Here is a 3,809-nt window from a genome sequence, read left to right on the forward strand (position 1 = left end):
CCGAAGGACCACTTGCCGCTGATCCGGAGACAGGAGTGGAAAAGTAGGGCTCCGCGGGCGCCAGGCCGTGTTTGTGCGAGCTTCTGCGCTGGCAGCACGCCGAACGAGAAGCCGCCGTAGACGAGCCCGAAAGGGAGCTCGTCGGCGACGCGGACGCCGCGTTCCCGCATGTCGTCGAAGCCGATCTCACCGATGTAGGCGAGACCCTCATCGAGGCTCTGGAACGTGCGTCCGTCGAACAGGTCCGGCGTGTGGATGATGTGCCCGGCGGACCGCAGGCCGTCGGCGAAGGCGTGCACACCTTGTGTCAGCCCCTGTGCGTGATGAAACAGCAAGACCTCGGCCATCGGGAGCCTCCGGGGGGGTGTCTACTTTCTCCGCGAGATTTGTGCGCGTCGCTGACCCCCACCCCAACCCTCCCCCTTTCAGGGGGGAGGGAGCGCACCGTCCGTGCAGAAGCAATCGGGCCATCTGCGATAGTCCTCGGGTGGGATGGTCGGATGCAAGCGTTCGATCACTCTCCAGCGCCATCCGCCCGGTCGGGAATCGTGCGCCCGTTGTCGACACCCCGCGTTCTCGTTCGACGTGAGGAAGCCCCTCATCAGGCGCTTACGCTCGAGGCCGTGGCGTGATGGACAGCGCTCACATTCGGTCGCTCGCATTTCAGTCGCTCCGGGCCTCAGTATCCGCGATATCCGCGCCGCCCGCCGCCCGCGAAAAACGGATTCGTGAGGCATTGGGCGGGCTGGCCCGAGGCGGTCGCCTGGCACTGGGCCATCGAGGTGTAGCTGCAGTCGATGTTGCCGCCGCCCAGGCGATAGGTCTGCAGGCAGACGGGATAGCTCGGGTCGTAGGCCTGGGCGCGGAGCGGGATGGTCGTCGAGAGCGTGGCGAGGGCCAGGAGCGGCCAGAGCAGGATGCGCATCGTGCTTCTTTCATGCTGACGGGGATTTTCTGGCGCGCGATCGGATCGACGATCGCGAACGCATGGTGGGCTCGTGCCGTGTTCGATTGCTTGTTCCACCGCCGCGCGATTGTCGAATTGTTTCCGGATATTGTACGCATGGGCGGATCGCACGCTCCCGACCAGAGCAATGGAGGGGCGCCGCGTTGTCGAGTGAGGGGCATGGGCGAGCGCTGGACCAGGTCTTTGGCGATTTCCATCGGTGTCATCAGCATGTGGTGGGCGCCCGTATCGGCTGCGCAGCCACTGCCGCCGAATGTCGGACCGCTGGTGCATTTCGTCGCAGGCCTCGTCCGGAGCTGCCAGAACGCGGCCTATTCGCTGTGGTCCAACAACGACTATAGCGGATACCGACAGCGACAGTCTCCACCCGTTTCGGTCCACTACAGTGCCGGTCTCCTCCATGCCAGACCCGAGATCCCGGCCGAGCTTCCGGCGCCGTTGCGGGCTGAATTTGCTGTCAGCATCGACAGCGCGACGGAGCTGCTTCGGCTGAGCGCGCTGGCATTCAAGGATCTTGCCGGCTACGTCGCCGCCAGGGATTTCGAGGGGGATCAGTACCGGAAGGGCGACGAACTCAATGCCAAACTCGTCGAATGGGGCCAGAAGTGTTTTGCGGTGGCCAAGGATCTGCGCGCCGAGCACCGCAAGACGGCGCAATTCATCCTGCAGAATTTCGACATCCTCGACCCGATGGTGAGGCGGATGGGCGAGGACTGGATGTCGACCCTGCCTCTCGCCGACGAGCTTGCCAAGGGAGCGAGGGCCGATCTCGGCAGGATCGGCGCGCTGGTCGATCAATTGACGGCGCTCGATGAACAACGGAAACACGAGATTGGCGAAGTCACCGGCGAGGGTCCCTGGCCCTCCCGCTTCTACACCATCGAGCTCGACAGGGCACTGGTCAGCATGCGCAGATTTCTGCGCGACGCCAGGACTCAGCCGGTCCTGAGGGACATGCAGATGGCTGACCGGCCGCGCACCGTCTTCGATTTCAACCAGGACCTCATCGATTTGGAGATGTCGGAGGCCTTCTTCTATGCCTTGCAATAGCCCGGCGGCCGTCGTTGGGCTCCTGCCGCCTCTACCTCCGCTTCCAGCCACCCCGTTTCCCCGGCGCGCCGCCGGTGGAGCGCGGGGCGGGGCCGAATTCGGGGCCGGACTCGCGGGAGTTGGTGGGCTGGATGATCTTGCTGCCGCCGGTGGGGGTGGGCTTTTTCGGCAGCGCGCCGCTGGCGCGGAAGGGGAGGGATTCCGGGCCGTGCATTTCGTCGAGATGGGGTTTGTGGATTTTTGAACCGCGGTCCCCATTGCGAGCGGGACTCGTGGAACCCCCACCCCGACCGCCTTCGGCGGTCGACCCTCCCCGCAAGGGGGAGGATGAGGAGGGACCGCCGGTGCGGCTCGCGCCGCCCATGCCGCGCTTGGCGTACTTGCCGGCCTTGGCGACGGATTCGGGGAGGTTGGCGGCGTCGCCGTATTTCCTGGCGCCGGCGTAGGCGCCGGCCCTGTTCTGCACGGCGCGCTGCTTCACGGTGGGATCGTCGACCACGGCGAGCTCGGTGGCGCGGAGGCGTTTGACCTCGTCGCGGAGGCGGGCGGCTTCCTCGAAGTTCAAATCGGCGGCGGCTTCGCGCATGCGGGTTTCGAGGTCGGCGAGCACGGCCTCGAAATTGTGCCCGATCGAGATCACGTCGTCGGACCATCCGGAGCCGCCATGGTCGCCGATCTCGACCAGCACATGGTCGCGCTCATAGACCGAGTTGAGGATGTCGCCGATCTGCTTCTTCACGCTCGCCGGCGTGATGCCGTTGGCGTTGTTGTATTCGACCTGCTTCTCGCGGCGGCGGTTGGTCTCGGCCATCGCGCGCTCCATCGAGCCGGTCACGGTGTCGGCATAGAGGATCACCTTGCCGTCGACGTTGCGCGCGGCGCGGCCGATGGTCTGGATCAGCGAGGTCTCGCTGCGCAGGAAACCTTCCTTGTCGGCGTCGAGGATCGCGACCAGCGCGCATTCGGGAATGTCGAGGCCCTCGCGCAGCAAATTGATGCCGACCAGCGCGTCGAACGCGCCGAGGCGCAAGTCGCGGATGATCTCGATGCGCTCGATGGTGTCGATATCGCTGTGCATGTAGCGTACACGGATGCCCTGCTCATGCAGATATTCGGTGAGGTCCTCCGCCATGCGTTTTGTCAAGACCGTGATCAGCGACCGGTAGCCGGCCTGCGCCGTCGCTCGTACTTCACCCACGAGATCATCCACCTGCGTGCGCGCAGGGCGGATGTCGACCGGAGGATCGATGAGTCCGGTCGGGCGGATCACCTGCTCGACGAACACGCCGCCGCTCTCATTCAATTCCCAGCCGCTTGGTGTCGCCGACACCGCGACCGTCTGCGGCCGCATCATGTCCCATTCCTCGAAGCGCAGCGGGCGGTTGTCCATGCAGGAGGGCAGGCGGAAGCCGTATTCGGCCAAGGTCGCCTTGCGGCGGAAGTCGCCGCGGAACATGCCGCCGATCTGCGGGATGGTGACGTGGCTCTCGTCGGCGAACACCAGCGCGTTGTCGGGGACATATTCGAACAGCGTCGGCGGCGGCTCGCCAGGCCTGCGGCCGGTGAGATAGCGCGAATAGTTCTCGATGCCGGCGCAGCTCCCGGTCGCCTCCATCATCTCGAGGTCGAAGGTAGTGCGCTGCTCCAGCCGCTGCGCTTCCAAGAGGCGGCCCTGGTCGTGGAGCTGGTCGAGCCGCAGCTTCAATTCGCTCTTGATGGACTTGATCGCCTGCACCAGGGTCGGGCGCGGCGTCACATAATGCGAGTTGGCGTAGATCTTGATGAATTCGAG

General features: G+C 65.3%; 3 protein-coding genes and 1 pseudogene. 1 reads left to right on the forward strand and 3 read right to left on the reverse strand.

What is annotated here, in order from left to right; genetic code table 11:
• A pseudogene (locus JOY90_RS17150) lies at nt 1-347 on the reverse strand (dienelactone hydrolase); the annotation flags it as partial.
• Between the two features lie 332 nt (nt 348-679).
• Nucleotides 680-1,369, reverse strand: coding sequence for a DUF3551 domain-containing protein (locus JOY90_RS40170; protein ID WP_367276957.1), 690 nt, complete (start codon nt 1,367-1,369; stop codon nt 680-682).
• A gap of 36 nt (nt 1,370-1,405) precedes the next feature.
• On the opposite strand from JOY90_RS40170, the gene JOY90_RS17160 reads away from it, so the two are divergent.
• Nucleotides 1,406-2,017, forward strand: a complete 612-nt coding sequence (locus JOY90_RS17160) for a hypothetical protein (RefSeq protein ID WP_367276958.1) — start codon at nt 1,406-1,408, stop codon at nt 2,015-2,017.
• A gap of 31 nt (nt 2,018-2,048) precedes the next feature.
• Here the strand turns inward: JOY90_RS17160 and JOY90_RS17165 are convergent.
• On the reverse strand, nt 2,049-3,809 hold a 1,761-nt coding region (locus tag JOY90_RS17165; protein WP_291692311.1), incomplete at its 5' end, for a helicase-related protein.

Source organism: Bradyrhizobium sp. (assembly GCF_019242285.1).
GTDB lineage: Bacteria > Pseudomonadota > Alphaproteobacteria > Rhizobiales > Xanthobacteraceae > Bradyrhizobium.